Origin of the sequence: [Actinomadura] parvosata subsp. kistnae, assembly GCF_900323885.1 — a bacterium.
Lineage (GTDB): Bacteria > Actinomycetota > Actinomycetes > Streptosporangiales > Streptosporangiaceae > Nonomuraea > Nonomuraea composti.
This window is the reverse complement of the sequence record NZ_OOHJ01000034.1, coordinates 18075-33452: the sequence shown is the minus strand read 5'-3', so window position 1 is coordinate 33452 and position 15378 is coordinate 18075. Positions and strand designations below refer to the sequence as shown.

Below are 15378 nucleotides of genomic sequence, written 5' to 3'. Positions count from 1 at the left end.
TCCTGATGTGGTTTCTCCTAGAGTTCAGATCAATCAATTGATCTTGTTGTCGTTCTCATCGTGATCTTCGCTGATGAGTTGGCGTGCCTGTTCGGCGTACCGGATGGCAGTGCTCTCCTCGATGCCGAAGACCACGGCAAGATGAAGCGCGTCCGGGCCTCGGCTGAGGGCCTCCTCCAGGACGCGGTCGGCGCGCAGATCGTCGAGACGGACGTGGTGCCGGACAAGCGGGTGTTGCTTGAGGTAGTAGGTGCTGACGGGCTCGACTCCACCGGCGGTGAGCCGGGAGAGCAGGACGTGCGGGTTGGCGGTGTGCGGCCAGCGCTGGCGTCGCTCGGCGAGGCAGTCGCGCAGGGCGTCGTGAGTCAACTCGTAGAGGGGACGGGCGAGGCCGTCGAGGATGATCCGCCGGTTGGGCAGGTCGACGTCGTCGAGGGCAAGCTGGCGGATCGCCTGAGGGCGTGCGGCGTGAATGGCGGCCAGGGTGACGATCAAGCGCAACACCGCCGTGACGGCGGCACTGGCGGCGGTCTTGAGCGTCACCTCATCCAGCGGCAGCCGCTCGAGGTAAGGGTGCGCTCCTGGGTGAAGCTGGGTGGTGGGGTTGGTGAAGATCCGCCGATGCTTGGTGACGAAGCGGAACAACGACTTCAGCGCGGTGACGGCGTTGCTGAGGCGGCGCCCGCGCAGCACCTCGACGGCGGCGTGGATGTCCTTGCGCGTGATCTCACGGGTTCTCGATGTTCATGAGCTCCTCCGCTGGGAGGACGCCGACGCCTCACAACACCTGAACAGCTTATGACGAAAACAACTTCAGATAATCCTCCACCCGGCATTCCGCCCGGCACCCGCTCATGCCAGCGATCTCAGGAAGGCTCGTTTTCGCCGGGAGACTCCGCCGACGCCGGCCCGGCTGAGGGGGTCCCTTGCACCACCTGGATCGCCTCCTCCGCCGACGCCTCCACCTGGAACGCGGTGCGCAGGCCAGTGATGGTCAAGATGCGCTCCAGATGACGCGGGAGGGCCGACAGGACCAGGTTGCTGCGCTGCTCCCGGCTCTGGCGCAGCAGCAGCACCAGCACGCCGACGCCCATCGAATCACAGAACGTTAGCCCGCTCAGATCCACCACCAGCCCGGCCGACTGCGTCGTCGCCCAGGCGTCTTTGATCTGCTGGTGCAGCAACCCGGCGGAGGCGTAATCGAGTTCCCCGGCCGCGCGCGCGACGATGAAGTCCTCATGCAGCCCGATCGACACGGTGAACCGCTCGGCAGCGCCGTCGTCATCGTCACTCATGGACCACATCCTTGAGGCTCACCCCGCAGCAAGCAACCCGAAACTGCCCTGGAGGCAGACCGGAACGCCATGATCAAGACAACTCAACGGGATATGACACAGGCACTTAGCTTGTTCTTTATCCTCCGGATCGTTGTGTTGAGCGGGGTTTGATCGTTTCGCGGACAGCAAGCCGGCCTTGAGTGATCATGTGCGGTGTCGAGTCGCTGCTGATCACTACAAGGCCGTGAGGGTGAGTCTGCTGAACGATGCCGCCGGTGTCGAGTCCTTGAAGGTGTTGTCCCTGTTCCGCAACGACGTCTACGCCTGCCTCAGGGCGCGGGCCGATGCGTTGTTCGAGCTGGCTGATGCGCTGTTGTGCGAGCCGGGGCCGGTGCGCTCGCCGGTGGATCTGAGCTTGTCGCCGGAGTACCGGCGCGGGCATGGCGCCTTGTACGGCGCGCTCAACCACGGCCGGATCGGCATCGAGCAGCTGCGGCAGGTGCTGGCCGGGCTGCCGTTACCGCGCTGGCCGGACGGGCGGATCGTGCTGGCGGTGGACGTATCACCGTGGCTGCGCGCGGATGCGCCCTGCTCGGCCGAGCGGCTGTTCTGCCACGTCTATGGCCGGGCCAAGAGCGCCTCGCAGTTCATCCCGGGCTGGCCGTACTCGTTCGTGGCGGCTCTGGAGATGGGCCGTACCTCCTGGACGGCGCCGCTGGACGTGGTCCGGCTGGGGCCGACCGATGACACCACCGCCGTCACCGCCACCCAGCTCCGGGAAGTCATCGAGCGGCTGATCGCGGCCGGTCAATGGTGCGACGGGGACCCGGACCTGCTCATCGTGACCGACGCCGGCTACGACATCACCCGTCTGGCCTACGTGCTGCGCGACCTGCCCGTCGAACTGCTGGGCCGCATCCGCTCCGATCGGGTGCTGCGCCATCCGGCACCCACGCGGGAGGAATTCCTGCGCGCCCATCCCGGGGGCGGACGCCCGCCCAAACACGGCGGCGAGTTCGCCCTGGCCGCCCCGGCCACCTGGCCCGAACCCGCGGTGAGCACGCTCACCGACACCACTCATTACGGCAAGGCCGAGGCGTCGGCCTGGGACCGGCTGCATCCTCGGCTCACCCACCCCGCCGCCTGGCTCGACCACGAGGGTGCGCTGCCCATCATCGAGGGCACCCTGATCCGGCTGAAGGTCGAGCATCTGCCCGGCGACCGTGACGCCCCAGCGGTCTGGCTCTGGTCCTCCAAGACCGGCGCCACCGGCGCGGACGTGGACCGCTGCTGGCAGGCGTTCCTGCGCAGATTCGACCTGGAGCACACCTACCGCTTCTGGAAGCAGACCCTCGGCTGGACCCGCCCCAAGCTGCGCGCCACCCAGGCGGCCGACCGCTGGACCTGGCTGCTCATCATCGCCTGCACCCAGCTGCGCCTTGGCCGCCGCCTGGTCGAGGACCAACGCCATCCCTGGGAGAAACCCCTCCCACACGGCCAGCTCATACCCGCCCGGGTCCGGCGCGGGTTTCGGAACCTGCGCACCGCCCTCGCCCAACCGGCCAGCGCGCCCAAACCCTCCAGACCTGGCCCGGGACGCCCACCCGGCATCCCCAACCGACGGCCCGCGCCACGCTACGACGTCGGCAAGACCGTCAAACGCAGCCGCACCCTCGCAGCACTACAACAATCCGGAGGATAAAGAACAAGCTTAGATGGCGGGCAAACGTGAGGCCCCCGCCCATGGCGGGGGCCTGCGTGGCTGGCCTGACGTCGTCGGTGCGTGCTCAGATGTCGAATTCGCCCTTGCTGGCACCCGCGAGAAAGGCTTTCCATTCTCCGGGGGTGAAGACCAGCGCGGGGCCCTGGGGTTCTTGCTGTCGCGGACGGCGACGATGCCGGGCAGGTTGGTGGCGACTTCCACGCACTGCCCGTTGTCGCCGCTGTCAGTGGCCTTGCGCCAGTCTGCTCCGTCGAGGTTCACCTGGTCCATTTCCTGATCGCATCCTCTATCGCTTGTTGCGTGACCCTTTTCGGCTGCGCGTCCGCTCTGATGGTGTCATATCTCCGCTTTAGGGCTGCCACTGCTTCGTGGTCGCCGGTGACCTGACCGGACAGTACGGAATCGGCGGAGACGACTTCGGAGCCGTCGCGCAGTCGCGCCAACGCGAACGCACTCATCATGCCAGCGGCCGACCCGGCGGCGATAGGCACGAGCTGGATAGTGATCTGTGGGTGCTGGGCCATTTCGAGCAGTACGTGGCCGGCGAGGCCGTGAGAGGGGCGCCACCTGCCTCTAGGTCGCCGGCTGGGCTGGAGGCCGCTCCGTCTACATCAAGGCGGTGCGGAGCAGGAACATGATGAGGGTGGATGCGGCTACGCGCATCAGTCGCCTGCTCAGGAGCGTGGGGGTCAGGCGGTCGTCGGGGGGCCGGATCGGGCACCACCACACCAGAGCCAGCAGCGCGAAGGCGGCGCGGACGATGCGGTCGCTGCCAGGACGGATCATGGCGTCACCGTGCCCGGTGCCGCGGCGGGGTCGGGCCTGCCGTGTTTGCGTCGCAGCCGCCGGACGGCTGGCCGGCCGCACGCCCCTATCACGATCGCCAGGCCGGCGCCGGTCGCGGCCAGCAGGGACTGCGGGTGTTCGCGCGCGAGCGCGTCCCACAGCGTGTGCGCGGCGATCAGGGGCAGCAGCCGTTCATAGCGGCGCCAGAGGAGCACCATGCCCACGGCCAGGATGCCGAGCCCTACGGCGGCCAGCGAGAACTGGGCGTGATAGGTGACGCGCACCGCGGCGGCGACCGCGCACACCGCGGGGAGCCGGACGCCGCGGCGGGTCAGGCCGGTCACCAGCAGGGCCACTCCGGTCTCCTCGCCGACGCCGGTCCACGCGGAGCGGATCAGCCATTCGGCGCCGGTGTCGATGTGTGCCACGGTGCCCAGCAGGCCGGTGGCCGAGGCGTGCGCGCTCGGCTCGCCGGTCAGGGGGATACCCAGCACGGTCGCGAGCGCCGACACCGCCAGGACGCTGAGCAGGATGAGCGGGAAAGGCACCAGCGTCAGCGGCACGTCCCGGGCGCGGGGCGGCCACAGCGGCGCCCGGCCGAGCTGCTGCACGGCCAGGACCAGGCACATCACCGTGCTGGCCGTGTAGAACAGGCCGTAGGTGAGCAGGCGGGGCGCGGTGGTCGCCGCGATGGTGACGGCCACGCTGGCCGCCGTGATGGCGGCCTTGACCAGGAACGCCGTACGCGGCAGGCACCAGCCCACGAGATATTGGGCCAGGATGCTGACCTGCATGACGTAATACAGCGTCAGGACGGCGCTGACGGCTGGCACCGTGAAACCGGTGGCGTTCCACCAGGTGATCAGCGGCGCGGGGTAGGCGAGCGCGACGAAGATGACCACTGCTGCCGTCAACGCGCCCGGCCGGTCAGCGCTGGCCGCTGGGCGTGGATCACGCATGGAACCTCTTTTCAACGTGTGGTCCGGTCTTGCTGAGGGTGGGTGAGCGGCCCCCGTCCCCCGGCACCGGAAGCACGGGGGCGGGGGCCGCTATCCCTGGGGCGACTGGAGCCGGTCACCGCAGGGCGGTGACCGCTCCCCCAGGGGAATCGACCGGCCGCAGGGCTCTTTGGGGTGGGGGCGCGACCCCTGCGGTCGATCGCTGAAGCACCTACTGCTCGGCCAGCCGCGCGGTCATCAGGGTCTGCCCGCACGACAGCGGGCTGACTTTGCGGACGTGCAGTCCGGCCTGCCGGATGAGGCGGCAGTAGTCATCGGACTGGCGCACCCCGTCTCCGGGGAACAGCGCGAGCATGCGGATGTCGGTGCTGTGCCAGCGGCTGGCGGCGCCGGGCAGCCGGGGCAGCATGCCCTCGGCGATCCACACCTCGGCCGTCGTGGGGTTGTGGCCGGCCTCGATGGTCTCGCGGATCGCGATCAGCAGCTCAACGACCTGTGCGTCGCTGTAGTTGTGCCCGACCGACGACAGCAGATAGATGTCCGCGCCGCCCGGGACGCGGTCGAAGAAGTCTCCCGGGGTGAGCTGGACCCGGTCGGCGAGCCCCTCGTCGGCCAGCCGGTCACGGGCACGGTCGAGGACGTCCTGGCGGTCGGCCAGGATGCCGCGCACCTGTGGATGTGCGGTCAGGATTTCACTCAGCACGCCGCCGAGGCCGCCGCCCAGGTCGGCGACGGTGCGGACGTGCTCGAAGTCGCTGGATGCGGCCAGGTCCCGGCCGAGGGCGGCGCAGCGCGCGGTCATGAACAGGTCGAAGTCTCTGCTGAGATCGGGGTGCCGGGCGAGGTGGTCGTAGGGGGACAGTCCGCTGGGCGGTGCGGGGTGGCCGCGGCAGATGGTCCCGGTCAGGTCGCGGATCGCGTCCATCCAGTACGACGATCCGGTGACGAGGACGGCGTGCCGCTGGGAGCGTTCGGCGCCCGCGGTGAGGACCTGCCCGAGCTCGGTCAGTTGGTAGCGCCGGCCGCCGTAGGTGCCGACGAAGTCGCGGCCGTGCAGCCAGCGCATCAGCCGGCGCATCGTCGCGGGGTCGGCCTCGCAGGCGTCGGCGAGTTCGTCGCTGGTCAGTTCCTCATGGGCGAGCAGCTCGAAGATGCCGAGTTCGACGGCGGCGTACAGGGCGCAGAAGTCCGCCACGCCGTCCATCATGAACTGGACCAGGTCGTAGGGTGCGATGCGTTCGCGGGCGAGTGACCAGGCGGGCAGCGTGGCAGGGCGGCTCCGCTGGGGCAGTCTCGCGCTCAACGTCGCGTCCGAGACCGTGCTGTCCTGCTGAGCCGGCTGCTCGTCGGGTGTGGCGGTCATGAGGCGGAATCCTGCGATCTCGGGGAGGCGGACGGCGATGGAGGAGAGGGCGGGGAGAGGAGTGAAGCGGCCGGCGGGGTGGGGAGGGCCGGCGGCTGGATCAGCAGGTGAGCGACGTCCACGGGGTTGTCGATGTAGTGGTAGTCGAGCATCAGGTCGGCGACCCGTTGAATCCGCGTCGGCGCCAGATCGAGCGGGAAGACGCCGATCGAGATGCTGGCGGCCGCCGCCGGGTCGATCTTGGTGTAGGTCGGCAGGAGTGAGATGACCAGCGCCCGGTCGGCGGCGGCGTCGGCCTGTGCCCGCTGCATCGCTCGCTGGAAGGCCGCCACCTTCGCCGGGTGGTTCTTGGCGAACGCGCCGGAGGTGGCCCATCCGGCGATGGGCAGGTCCAAGGTCTGGCCCGTCATTATGTCCGCGAGCTTGCGGCCGCCGTGCTGGGCGCCGTAGGCGCTGATGAACGGCTCGGTCATCCACGCCGCGTCGATGCGCCGGCTCTCCAGGGCGTTGATCATGTCGGTCACCGGCAGCTCGGTGACCTGCACGTCCTGCTGGGTGAGGCCGGCGACCTTGAGCGCGGACTCCAGGGTGAGGGTGCCGACGCTGTTGAGGGTGAGCACGGCGATGTGCTTGCCGCGCAGGTCGCTCACGGAGGTGATCGGGCTGTTGCCGGCAACCATGAGCACGAAGGTGTTCGGGGCCGCTTGGTAGGCGTCGTTGACGAGTTTGATCATGCCGGGCTCCGCGGCTTCCTTCTCGATGGCCGCGACGTAGTTCATGATCGCGAAGTCGAGCGCTCCTGACTCCAGCTTGGGCAGCGCGATACCGCCGCCCTGGACGACCTCGCGTTGGACGTTGAGGCCTTCGGCGGCGAAGTAGCCGTTCTTCTCGGCCACGAGGAGGGTGACGCAGTCCGGGATGGGCATGTAGCCGACCTTGATGGTCGTCACCGTGACGGCGTTCCGTGCGGGGGGTGTGGCAGAGCTTCCACACCCCCAAACAGGCACTATGAGTACAAGCAACATAACTGTGCGTAATGGTCGCATGGATGGTTGGTTTCTATGTGTGTGAAGGGGAGGGATCGAATGTCAGGCGCCCGCGACGCCGCAGGGCGCGTGGCGCGTTTAAGAACGCTTCTGGCTGGCAGGCGGTGGAGACTGCGGGCCCGTGGGCAGGGGCGCCAGGGGCCCGCAGCGTGGGGCGGAGGGGGCGGGCGTCGGCCGGCAGATGGAGCGGGCCGGGAGGGTCAGTCCAGGCGGTGCCGGTACCGCAGCCACGCCAGTCCGGCCTCCAGCGGCGTGAACAGGCATCCCGGGCTGGCCGGCGCGGTGACGGTCAGGGCCCGCATCGCGATCAGCCCGTCAACGGTGGCTAGGGGTGCCGCCTTCCAGGCCGGCAGCCGGTCGAGCAGGAGCATCTCCACATAGTCCGGCGCGTGCCCCCTCTCGCCGAGGTGCAGGCCGAATCCGGTGATGTCCACGCACGGGTCCCCGTACATGCCGCCTGACCAGTCCACGAGCGTCACCGGGTTGCCGGCTTCGGCGTCTTGCGCGATGAGGATGTGGCGGGAGGTGAGGTCGCCGTGCACGATCACCTCGCCCTCGACGGTGTTCACGTCGAAGTCCAGCAGAGCACGGCGCAGCAGGTCCCGCTCGCCGGCGTCGAGATCACCTGCGGCGTCCACGAGGGTCAGGCAGTCGTCCCGGACCGGGGACAGCGCCACCTCGGCCCGCCGGACCGCTTCCCGGCATACGGCCACGCGCAGGTCGAAGATCTGCGAGTTGAGGACTCGCATCACGTCCTCGCCCCCGGGCGCCAGCATGGCGAGGCGGCCCGGGACGTGGGTGAACAGCGAGACCCTCCAGTTCGCGACCTGGCTGCGCCAGCGCAGCGCTGGGGCGGGCAGAGCGTGCTCGTGCGCCACGTGGATGGTCTGCTCGCGGGCGATCGCTGCCCCGCCGTCCTCCTCGCACGGGGCGGCCTTGAGGATCACGGGCCCGCTTGCCGCGCCGTCCAGGTGCAGCACGACGACGGAGCGGGTACCGGTGGCCGGGACGGGGTCGCGCGAGGTGAGCGGCCCGGTGTATCGCTGCACGGCTTCCTGGACGGGGCCGGGCAGCTGCTCCCAGGTGCGTTGCTGCCAGGCTGTCATGTGAAGCCTCCGAATCCGTTGCTGCGTGTCATGTCCGGGTCCCTCCTTCGAAGGTTTGAGCAGGCGGCGAATGAAACGGGCGGTGGACGCCCAGCACGGCCTCAGCGTGCGGTTGCGCGATACCGAGGTGGTCCAGGGCCAGCCATCTATGGACTCCAACCGTGCGGTCCTTCCTGGGGATGGCTCGGCGGCGCGGGGTTGCCGCGGGCGCCGGGAGCCTCGACGGCCGGAGCCGGACGGCTCCGGCTGTTGCGGATGCGGCGCGCCTGATCGGCCAGCGCGGCGGCAATGGCGGGCACATCCGCCCGGCAGACGACGTCCTGGACGCCGGCCGCGATCATCTGCGGCGTCCGTTCCTTGATCAGGGCGGCTGTGAGGCCCTGGCCGGTCGAGGTGATGTCCCAGCCCGGATAGGTGCTGATCAGCACGTCCAGGCCGGTGGTGATGCTCTGCGGATGGGTGTCCATGAGCGGTACGTCAGTTCTTCCTGGCGGTGGTGGAACCCGCGCCCTGGACCTGCTCGGTCCGGGGCCAGGGCGCGGGCGTTGAGCCGAGGCGCAGAAGGGACCGTGCTGAAGGGATCTTCTGCGCCCCTGATGAGCCGCGCAGCCCCCGCCCCGGGAGCCGGGAAAGGACACCGGGCTGCGCGGTGTACGGGGCGGTGCCTGGGCGAGGCCCGCGCTTCCTGGTCGCGGTCTGTGGCCCAGGCACCGCAGGGTGCGCGGCGGCGGCGATAGTTCGAGCGAGCCGCCTCGCACCGGTGGGCAGGGCCGGGGCGCGTACGCGGACGCGCCCGATGGCGGGTGGCCGTGCCCACGTCATGACCGCTCGGCCACCCACATGAGGAAGTGCGGGCCGGGCACCGGCGCAGGACCGGCATCGGGCGGTTCGTACTCGATCGTCTGCACGACACCGGGCGGCCGGAGATCGAACCGGGCGGCTAAGCCGGTGATCTCCTGGCGGGTACGCGGGTAGATGTCGATGCCGTGCAGAGTCCGGTACGCCTTCGCACCGGCCTGCACCGTGTCCGGGTCCGCGCCCTCACCGGTCAGGTGCGTGACGACCACGACGCTGCCGGACGCGAGCTCCGCCCACAGGGCGTCCAGCAGGAGTTGCGCCTCGGGCATGGTCAGGAAGTGCAGCACGGCGCCAAGGATGACCACGACCGGTCTGCTCATGTCGAGGTGGCCGTGCAAGGCGGCCATCACGCCGGGCAGGTGGCGCAGGTCCTGCTGAACCACCGCCACGCCCTCCCCGCCGAGCAGGGCCCGGCCGGCGGTGACCGCGCTGACGTCGGAGTCCAGCAGTAGCCACTGGCGAGCTGGCTGCTCGGCTTCGGCGACCGTGGCCAGGTCCGGCAGGTTGTCGTCGTTCAGTCTGTTCATCGGCCGGCCACCGCCGAGATCGGCGAACTGCGTGTGCCCCTGCCCGGCGAGCAGGTGCACGGCGCGGATGAGCGCGGCCGCGTTCTCGCGCGTCACCTCCTTCACGGGTACCCCATGCAGCGTGCGGCACATTTCCGCGGCCGCCTCACGATCCGCGGCGAATGTGTCCTTGGCACCGAGGAGCGCGCCATAGGTGCGCCATGGGACGGCCTGGGCCGGGTTGAAGACACTTCCCGGGCCACTGGAGAGGCCAGCGGCTGCGGGATCGGGGGTGTTTGTCGGCATCGTGGGCCTCGTGCTTACTCGGGGGGCAGCAAGTCGGCAGGAGACCCGCTGGGGCCGCGGAGCACGAACATAACCCCCTCAACCGCCTTGGACAGTTCCGAGACGGGTGAGAGGATCGCCCCCCATTCCCACACGTAGTTGCCGTCACGCACCATCACCGTGACGTCCAAACCGGGAGGCTCGGGGTTGGCCACCTTGAGCGACGTCCCGCGTGCCGTGCTCCGGATGTCGGCCCTCAGCCCTTCGGCTACCAGGGCGGACCGCAAGCTTTCGAGCTGCTGCGCGTCCACGGCTGTGTCGGTCTCCATAGCCAGGGGACGGTACGCCGACTACACCGTGTCAATTTCACAGGTGTGAAAAGTTGTCGAACTCCTAGTGTGGAATCCCGAGCCGCGCCGCCATGCCGCGGAGTTCGCGCCCGACTGCAGCGGTCTTGACCTGCTCCAGCATTACGGCCACCGACTCTCGGACCTTCATGTCGTTACGCACGCGCTGGGGAGCGAGAGCTTCGGCTTGACGAAGCCACGTTAGCGCACTTTGTCGGGTTTTGGATTCTCTGGCGAGACCTCGGCCCATTTCGGCGAAGAAGGCTGACTTGCGCGCCCGGTACGTGTCCAGCTTGGCTACCTGAACCGTTCTGCCGAGTTCCAGCACCCGGTTGCCGCCCTCCCCCAGCTCTACGTTGACGCCGACACGCCAGATGGCGACGTTAGTAGCAGAGAAAGCTCCCCAGTTCCCGACCGGATCGTCCGGCGCTTGCGTGGCCAACTCGGCCGCGTGCCCCAACCACTCCTGGGCGCCCTGGCCGTCGTTCAGGGCGGCCGCGCAGAGGGCAGCGTTCAACGCCAGCATCCCCAGCACCTCGATCCCGTCAGGCCGGCTGATGTACGGAGACATCTCATCAATGGCTCGTCTCACCGACGTGTAGGCCCGATCCCACGCCGAAAGGCCGCTCACCGTGCCGGTCTTCGGACCGTTCTGTACCGCGGTGAAGGCGGCCTTGCCGCGTGCGACTGGGTCATCGAGGATCTCGGCCGCTTGCTCGGCCTTGCTCGCCGCAAGAAGGGCGAGGTCGTGATAGTTCAGCGCGCGGGCGATGGCCGCAGTCCGGTGGTACGCCTCGACGAGGGTGCTGAGAGCCAGGCGATGCGTTGCCTCGTCAGCCGGCGCTGCTGCATGAACTGTGAGCTCCTCAATCAGGTCAGGAAGAATCCGGCCTTCCGCGCTGTATTTGCACGCCTTGTGGAGGGGCTCAATGGTGTTGGTCATCTCGCTGGCCAGCACCGAGACGGGGCGTGCCTGCTCGATGTTCGGTCGGGTGATCGGAGTGAGGACGGCGATTCTGAGCCCTGGGATCACGCTGTGCGGATCCGACTGTTCCGTATCCGCAGTCAAGTGCGGGCCACCAACAAGGTCAGTCTCAGAGACGCGGAGAGCGGCGGCGAGGGCGGCGATGTGGGAGCGGCGGTCCAAGGCACGTAGGCCGCGCTCTGCCATGGACAGGAAGCTGACGCTCAGATCAGCTTGGCCCCCGAGCTGCTCAAGCGTCATGCCGCGCCACTTTCTCAGGATCCGCAGCCGAGCTCCGATGGTAGTCTCGTCGTACACAGCCCTGCACCTCCCTGTAGCTTCGCAACTTCAGGCTACGGTGCGGGGTTTTTGCTTTGCGAGGCTTTGTAGCGGCCGACTCTCATCGCAGAAGGTGGACAGAAGCTCAAGCCTCTGGGCACCATGCCGTTCATGGCACGGACGAGAGCCCGCATCAACCTAAGCCTGGCGAAGCGGCTCGCAGCCGGCGTCATCCGGGACAAGGTCGGGCGGATCACTGAAGCGGTCGCAGAGGAGGCGAAGGACCGCACGCCGGACGCGAAGCGGTGGCAGGCCACCAACGGTGCCGATGCTCATCCTTCCCATAGACACGCTGACGGGCAGACGCTCCCCGCGACCATCCCGTACCAGCTCCCCAAGATGGAATACCTCCGCAAGGGCGACAACGACGGGCACCGATCCATGGGTGCAGGTAAGTGGGTGACGCTCGTCTCCATGGACCTGGCTGACCGGCCTCGTGACCCGTCTCTGCCCATCCATCAGCTGAAGCAGGAGGAGAATGGGTTGGCATGGTTCGCGGCGGATGGAAGCGCTCAAGCCGCGCAGGCCAGCCAACGCCCCCTCATGATCGCTTCCAGCGCCCGCATCGTCACGCACGCCCTCATGATCGGTGGACATCACCGGACCGCAACCGACACCGCGCGTGCCGCGGCCCTCCGCCTCAATGCTGCATTCGCCAACCCGTCGCCCGACGAGCTGTCCATCTACGGGGCCCTGCTGCTGCGCGGAGCCATTGCCGCGTCACAGGGCGGCGTACGGCACAACGCCGCAGAGCTACTCGACGAAGCCGCAGAGGCCAGCACCCGACTTGGACACGACGGCAATCACATGTGGACCGCGTTCGGCCCGAACAACGTGCTGTGCCACCGCGTGCACATAGCGCTTCGTCTCGGCGACGCCGGCACGGCCATCGACTACGCCCGCCAGGTCGATCTCGACTTGCTACCGATCAACGAGCGCAAGGACCCTACTGTTCGACACCGCTCGCACGTTTCTCCTGTGGGGTAGGCATGACAAGGCCCTCCACGTTTCGCCGCCCGCCGGCGATCTGGCGCCGGAGGAGATCGTGGGCCGAGCCGCACCGTTGCGCTTGATCCGTGACATCGCGGCCACCACCCCTCCCAGCCTGCGTCGAGAGGCCCGCGAGTACGCCGCGTCGGTGGGAGTCACCGCATGACAACCCAGTCCGGCAAAATGCTCTACATCGTCGTGTGCGCTGCGGGACCGGCCGGCGACGTTGGCCGCCTGGTCGAGCTGGCCCAGTCCGAAGGATGGACGGTCCAGCTCATCTCTACTCCGACGGCGTTGAATTTCATCGACGTCGCGCAGTTGGAGCAGCAGACCGGCCGTCCTGTCCGCAGCCAGTACCGCAACCCGGGCGAGCCGAGATCCTCACCAGCCGACGCCATCATCGTCGCGCCCGCCACCTACAACACCATCAACAAGTTCGCCCTCGGCATCGCTGACACCTACGCGCTAGGAGTTCTCTCTGAGGCTCCGGGAATGGGAATCCCGGTCGTCGTTCTGCCCTTCGTCAACAGCGTCCTCGCCTCTCGCGCGCCGTTCCGTCGCAGCGTAGAGACTCTCCGCGCAGAGGGTGTGCGCGTTCTTTTCGGCCCCGGCGAGTTCGAGCCGCACCCGCCACATACTGGCAGTGCCCGGTTCGACACCTACCCCTGGCAACTCGCACTGAGCGAAGTCTCTGTCCCCAGCAAGCTCCTGTAGCTCGGCAGCGCGCACTGCCAACCCGCCAGTGTTAGAGCAGGGAGAGAAGACGGACAGAAGCGCAAGGCTTCGGGCACCATGCAGTTCATGGCACGTAGCGCGTGACCGCCTTGCCCTACACCGGCTTCTCCTGCGGGTTCAGGCCGGTCCGGTAGGTGATCGTGTAGAGCCCGGTGAGCTCGCCATCCAGTCCCGTCTCCGCCACGACGGACGGCACCTCGATCACGCGATCAAACGCCAGCCGCCACTCACCGCGGCCGTCCCCGCGCGCCGCGCTGCACCAGCGTCACCGGCAGCGTCAGCCCGGCCCGCACCGCGACCTTCTCCGGCAAGACGACGAGCAGTTCGTTGCGGCCTGACTGTTTGGTGTTGTGAGCAGGTTGGGTGCAGTTTCTACCGGACCACGGCCCGCCCTTACGTGCGCTGGCAGGTGATAAGCACTCGTCCTCGGACAGACAGTCAACACAACGGAACCCCGTCGCCCTCCAGCAGGAGGCGACGGGAGTCCGTGTATGTCCGGCCCCGTCCTGGCTGGCGAGAGAGGGGCCGAGCCCGGCGGCCGTCACGGGGAGAAGGGCCGCCGGGCGCCCAGTCAGTCCTTCGCCCGCTGATAGGCCAGCCAGCTACGGCCAGCCTCGGCGGCGCGGGCACGGGCCTCTCGCACTCCTTCCGGGCCGTATGTCGCCTTGTACTCGCGGAACAGCGTCCATGCCGCCGCGATCCCCGCCACCGCCGGACGGGGCGCGTCGCGCCATGGTGGGAGCGTGGACAGCAGCCTGTCCACCTCGACCGGGTTGTGCCCGGCCTCGACGAGGCGGGGCGCGAACAGAGCGGCGTCCAGCCAGGCCGCGCCGCGCGCCGCGAACGACCAGTCCACGACCCTGACGTGCTGGCCGGAGACGAGCAGGTTGGACGAGCTGAGGTCGTAGTGCAAGAGCGTGTTGCCGCGCAGGTGCGCCGGGTCGAGGCACTCGAACGCCGCCTCGTACAGCTTCCTGTCGGGCAGGTCCGGCTTGTCGAGCATGGCCCGGCCCTTGGCGACCAGTGCCTTGACGTTGTCCGAGACGGGCATCGCCCCGTTCGGGCATGGCGTCAGCATGGCGGCGAGCAGCGCCATCGTGTCGAGCACCGCCGGCAGGTCGTTCGAGCCGGGCGACAGGTCGGCGTGGTGGGCGTTGTCGTTGACGTACTCGAACGCCATGGCGTGCCATCCGCCGAGGGTGTCGCTCCACAGCATGCGCGGAGCGGGGGTGTCCTCGGGCAAGTTCTCGCCCGCCCACCGCTCGCGGAGGTGGAGCCGCGCGGCCTCGTGGGTCCGATCGATGGCCTTGAGGAACACGTGCTCGTGCTCGCCGCCTTCGAGGTCGAGGCGTGCGACGACGCCCGGCATGATGCCGCCGGTCATCGTCTCGGCCTTGAGGACCGTGCCGAACTTTGCCTCGACGGCGTTGATGACGGCGTCGGGCAGGTCCTCCCACGCGGGGCGGGTTGTGCGGGCGCTCATGTGGTGATCCCTTCCGGGCTCGGGTCGTCGGCGCAGCCGGCGTAGCACTGGCTGCATTCTCCTTCGGTCAGCCACAGCGCCGGGTCCACGTTCAAACCAAGGTCGCGCATGGCCTTGATGCTGTCTCCCAGCCGCGCCACGAACGCGGCCTTGTCACCGCCGGGCTCCTCGGGGTTGTGGTGGAGGAACCGGCCCGCGACGCGCTGGCACCACTCGGCGTAGGTGTGCGTGTCGAGGATGAAGGCGTGCCACCCGAGATCCACCTCGGGCGACGGGGTGAGGCCGGCGCCCGGGTTGCGGGCGCACGCGTACAGGAACAGGAGCGTCTGTTCGATGATGCGGCCGGCGTACTCGGTGGGCTGGTTGTGCTCCTGGGCGACGCGTGCGGCGAGCTGGTCGAACAGGCCGTCGTCGATCAGGTCGCTGGCGATGATGTCGGCGGGGGGCGGCTGTTCCGTCGCCGTGATGTTCATGTGCTTGGTTCTCCCATCGGGATGTGGTTCTGACCTGCGGTGCGGTGTGGGTCCGGCCTCACCTCCGTCTCGCTTGGGCGGGGACATGAAGCTTGTGCGCGGCGCAGGATGGGCCCGCGCACTGTGGAAGGTCGGGTA

General features: G+C 68.7%; 17 protein-coding genes and 1 pseudogene. 3 read left to right on the top strand and 15 right to left on the bottom strand.

Annotated features, from left to right (window positions below; all coding sequences use genetic code 11):
- Positions 1 to 33: 33 nt before the first annotated feature.
- Complete coding sequence (locus KIS93_RS62110) at positions 34 to 693, bottom strand: site-specific integrase (protein WP_080039200.1); 660 nt, start codon at positions 691 to 693, stop codon at positions 34 to 36.
- Positions 694 to 866: 173 nt separating this feature from the next.
- A complete protein-coding gene (locus KIS93_RS62105; RefSeq protein WP_186405185.1) occupies positions 867 to 1295 on the bottom strand; it encodes an STAS domain-containing protein in 429 nt (142 codons plus the stop codon).
- Positions 1296 to 1527: 232 nt separating this feature from the next.
- On the opposite strand from KIS93_RS62105, the gene KIS93_RS62100 reads away from it, so the two are divergent.
- Positions 1528 to 2979, top strand: coding sequence for an NF041680 family putative transposase (locus KIS93_RS62100; RefSeq protein ID WP_080046784.1), 1452 nt, complete (start codon positions 1528 to 1530; stop codon positions 2977 to 2979).
- An 85-nt stretch (positions 2980 to 3064) separates the two neighbouring features.
- Here the strand turns inward: KIS93_RS62100 and KIS93_RS62095 are convergent.
- The 11 genes and pseudogenes from KIS93_RS62095 to KIS93_RS62045 form a co-directional block, all read right to left on the bottom strand.
- Positions 3065 to 3270, bottom strand: a pseudogene (locus tag KIS93_RS62095) (DUF397 domain-containing protein).
- Positions 3258 to 3524, bottom strand: a complete 267-nt coding sequence (locus tag KIS93_RS62090; protein WP_080039202.1) for a Scr1 family TA system antitoxin-like transcriptional regulator — start codon at positions 3522 to 3524, stop codon at positions 3258 to 3260. Before KIS93_RS62090 ends, KIS93_RS62095 begins: the two are co-directional and overlap by 13 nt.
- Before the next feature lie 82 nt (positions 3525 to 3606).
- Positions 3607 to 3786, bottom strand: coding sequence for a hypothetical protein (locus tag KIS93_RS62085; RefSeq protein WP_080039203.1), 180 nt, complete (start codon positions 3784 to 3786; stop codon positions 3607 to 3609).
- The gene (locus KIS93_RS62080) at positions 3783 to 4745 is read right to left on the bottom strand and encodes a CPBP family glutamic-type intramembrane protease (RefSeq protein ID WP_155127501.1); all 963 of its coding nucleotides are present in this window, start codon (positions 4743 to 4745) and stop codon (positions 3783 to 3785) included. The genes KIS93_RS62085 and KIS93_RS62080 overlap by 4 nt, the downstream gene beginning before the upstream one ends.
- A gap of 211 nt (positions 4746 to 4956) precedes the next feature.
- The gene (locus KIS93_RS62075) at positions 4957 to 6108 is read right to left on the bottom strand and encodes a methyltransferase (protein ID WP_155127504.1); all 1152 of its coding nucleotides are present in this window, start codon (positions 6106 to 6108) and stop codon (positions 4957 to 4959) included.
- The gene (locus KIS93_RS62070) at positions 6105 to 7058 is read right to left on the bottom strand and encodes an ABC transporter substrate-binding protein (RefSeq protein WP_186405184.1); all 954 of its coding nucleotides are present in this window, start codon (positions 7056 to 7058) and stop codon (positions 6105 to 6107) included. Before KIS93_RS62070 ends, KIS93_RS62075 begins: the two co-directional genes overlap by 4 nt.
- 296 nt (positions 7059 to 7354) lie before the next feature.
- Positions 7355 to 8260 carry a phosphotransferase gene (locus KIS93_RS62065; protein WP_080039207.1) on the bottom strand — a complete coding sequence of 302 codons (906 nt, stop codon included), beginning with the start codon at positions 8258 to 8260 and terminating at the stop codon, positions 7355 to 7357.
- Positions 8261 to 8406: 146 nt separating this feature from the next.
- Positions 8407 to 8727, bottom strand: coding sequence for a hypothetical protein (locus KIS93_RS62060; protein ID WP_080039208.1), 321 nt, complete (start codon positions 8725 to 8727; stop codon positions 8407 to 8409).
- A 351-nt stretch (positions 8728 to 9078) separates the two neighbouring features.
- On the bottom strand, positions 9079 to 9930 hold the full coding sequence (locus KIS93_RS62055) for an SAM-dependent methyltransferase (protein WP_080039209.1): 852 nt from the start codon (positions 9928 to 9930) through the stop codon (positions 9079 to 9081).
- Positions 9931 to 9944: 14 nt separating this feature from the next.
- Positions 9945 to 10238, bottom strand: coding sequence for a hypothetical protein (locus KIS93_RS62050; protein ID WP_080039210.1), 294 nt, complete (start codon positions 10236 to 10238; stop codon positions 9945 to 9947).
- A gap of 64 nt (positions 10239 to 10302) precedes the next feature.
- Positions 10303 to 11538 (bottom strand): helix-turn-helix domain-containing protein, encoded by a 1236-nt coding sequence (locus tag KIS93_RS62045; protein ID WP_080039211.1) that lies wholly within the window; start codon positions 11536 to 11538, stop codon positions 10303 to 10305.
- A 132-nt stretch (positions 11539 to 11670) separates the two neighbouring features.
- On the opposite strand from KIS93_RS62045, the gene KIS93_RS62040 reads away from it, so the two are divergent.
- Together KIS93_RS62040 and KIS93_RS62035 are read left to right on the top strand one after the other, a co-directional pair.
- Positions 11671 to 12546: a hypothetical protein gene (locus KIS93_RS62040; protein WP_155127507.1), complete on the top strand. Its 876-nt coding sequence runs from the start codon at positions 11671 to 11673 to the stop codon at positions 12544 to 12546.
- Positions 12547 to 12711: 165 nt separating this feature from the next.
- Positions 12712 to 13263 carry a flavoprotein gene (locus KIS93_RS62035; RefSeq protein ID WP_080039213.1) on the top strand — a complete coding sequence of 184 codons (552 nt, stop codon included), beginning with the start codon at positions 12712 to 12714 and terminating at the stop codon, positions 13261 to 13263.
- Between the two features lie 592 nt (positions 13264 to 13855).
- On the opposite strand, the gene KIS93_RS62030 is transcribed toward KIS93_RS62035, so the two are convergent.
- On the bottom strand, positions 13856 to 14767 hold the full coding sequence (locus tag KIS93_RS62030) for an aminoglycoside phosphotransferase family protein (RefSeq protein ID WP_080039214.1): 912 nt from the start codon (positions 14765 to 14767) through the stop codon (positions 13856 to 13858).
- A complete protein-coding gene (locus KIS93_RS62025) occupies positions 14764 to 15240 on the bottom strand; it encodes a glycine-rich domain-containing protein (RefSeq protein WP_080039215.1) in 477 nt (158 codons plus the stop codon). Before KIS93_RS62025 ends, KIS93_RS62030 begins: the two co-directional genes overlap by 4 nt.
- Positions 15241 to 15378 lie beyond the last annotated feature (138 nt).

Bases quoted from the DNA above. Each gene is read 5' to 3' on its own strand.
- KIS93_RS62025 (WP_080039215.1), bottom strand. From the start codon at position 15,240: ATGAACATCACGGCGACGGAACAGCCGCCCCCCGCCGACATCATCGCC.
- KIS93_RS62090 (WP_080039202.1), bottom strand. From the start codon at position 3,524: ATGGCCCAGCACCCACAGATCACTATCCAGCTCGTGCCTATCGCCGCC.
- KIS93_RS62105 (WP_186405185.1), bottom strand. From the start codon at position 1,295: ATGAGTGACGATGACGACGGCGCTGCCGAGCGGTTCACCGTGTCGATC.
- KIS93_RS62060 (WP_080039208.1), bottom strand. From the start codon at position 8,727: ATGGACACCCATCCGCAGAGCATCACCACCGGCCTGGACGTGCTGATC.
- KIS93_RS62065 (WP_080039207.1), bottom strand. From the start codon at position 8,260: ATGACAGCCTGGCAGCAACGCACCTGGGAGCAGCTGCCCGGCCCCGTC.
- KIS93_RS62030 (WP_080039214.1), bottom strand. From the start codon at position 14,767: ATGAGCGCCCGCACAACCCGCCCCGCGTGGGAGGACCTGCCCGACGCC.
- KIS93_RS62035 (WP_080039213.1), top strand. From the start codon at position 12,712: ATGACAACCCAGTCCGGCAAAATGCTCTACATCGTCGTGTGCGCTGCG.
- KIS93_RS62050 (WP_080039210.1), bottom strand. From the start codon at position 10,238: ATGGAGACCGACACAGCCGTGGACGCGCAGCAGCTCGAAAGCTTGCGG.
- KIS93_RS62080 (WP_155127501.1), bottom strand. From the start codon at position 4,745: ATGCGTGATCCACGCCCAGCGGCCAGCGCTGACCGGCCGGGCGCGTTG.
- KIS93_RS62085 (WP_080039203.1), bottom strand. From the start codon at position 3,786: ATGATCCGTCCTGGCAGCGACCGCATCGTCCGCGCCGCCTTCGCGCTG.
- KIS93_RS62055 (WP_080039209.1), bottom strand. From the start codon at position 9,930: ATGCCGACAAACACCCCCGATCCCGCAGCCGCTGGCCTCTCCAGTGGC.
- KIS93_RS62075 (WP_155127504.1), bottom strand. From the start codon at position 6,108: ATGACCGCCACACCCGACGAGCAGCCGGCTCAGCAGGACAGCACGGTC.
- KIS93_RS62040 (WP_155127507.1), top strand. From the start codon at position 11,671: ATGGCACGGACGAGAGCCCGCATCAACCTAAGCCTGGCGAAGCGGCTC.